Source organism: Ruegeria sp. HKCCA6837 (assembly GCF_013034475.1).
Classification (GTDB): Bacteria; Pseudomonadota; Alphaproteobacteria; order Rhodobacterales; family Rhodobacteraceae; genus Ruegeria.
In genome coordinates this window covers 1-1,007 of record NZ_WQGD01000057.1, presented here as the reverse complement: position 1 = coordinate 1,007, position 1,007 = coordinate 1, and the positions used below count along the sequence as shown (strand labels likewise).

The following is a 1,007-nucleotide window of genomic DNA, read 5'->3' as shown; positions in this document are numbered from 1 at the left end:
CCCTTGTTCCCCCCTCTCGACCAAAGTAGTGGCCCAATTTTACGGGGCAAAGACACTGTCATTGCCATGTTCTACATTGGACCGTAGGCTTAATTAAAACGGGGTAGAGCATGCACGCTACAAGGTGGGTTATTTTATCGGCTGGATTTATCGCTCTAGCCACAGCGTCGTGTACAGATTTGTATCCTGACGCCGATGTCATGCCCACTCGCGCTGATGGGGCAGCCTTTTTCTCAGAAAACTGTACTTCTTGTCATGGTGTGGATGGTAGAGGCGGTGGCCCGGCAAGCAGCGGTCTTTCCGTTGCGCCAACAGATTTGACAACATTGAGTGCGAAGAACGGAGGCACTTTCCCTCAAGCACGGGCCCTAAGCTACATCTATGGCGACCCAGGAAACAGCCATCTTGCTCGGGTTATGCCGGAATTTGGCGGGGAAATGGCGGAAGACCTGGTTCCGGTTGAAATCGAGGGTGTCTTGACGCCCACTCCGCGCGAGTTAGCAGGGTTATTGTTTTTCTTAGAAGGCATCCAACAGTAGATTGGTGTTCTTGGCGTTAGGTCAGTAATTGATCGTTTGCCGGTGTTCTGGACTTGCACCTTTTTTGACCCGGTGACAATTGCAGGCCTAGCATTGTGAAGCGCCGTGTTCTGCTAGGCGTAAGCAGTCACTCAAAATCATTTGGCCGAATTGGCGTGTCGAGTCCAATTCTGGCAGACTGCGAGGTGACATATGATTTATGTCAAAGAGCCGAGCGCCTTCACATGCTAAATTTCGAATGTTAAATAGTGAAGCTGTTCTGAGCTCGTTGCTGCCTGTCCCCATCAATCGGTTTTGGGCCACAGGATAGTAGATGTTAAATTGTAAAGGACCGACGTTGACCGGGGGAAGATGTCGGTCCATTTCTGTTGTAGTAAACTCTCGTATTGCAAAGGACCTCCGGCTTATGAGGCACTTTATGATCGTTGCAAGCATGGGCATTACTTCGGTTGCAACGACGTCTGCGGC

1 protein-coding gene is annotated in these 1,007 nt (G+C 50.5%); it reads left to right on the top strand.

The window, feature by feature from the left end; translation table 11 throughout:
* The first annotated feature begins 110 nt into the window (after positions 1–110).
* Positions 111–539, top strand: a complete 429-nt coding sequence (locus GOV91_RS22505; RefSeq protein ID WP_371732363.1) for a cytochrome c — start codon at positions 111–113, stop codon at positions 537–539.
* Positions 540–1,007: the final 468 nt, after the last annotated feature.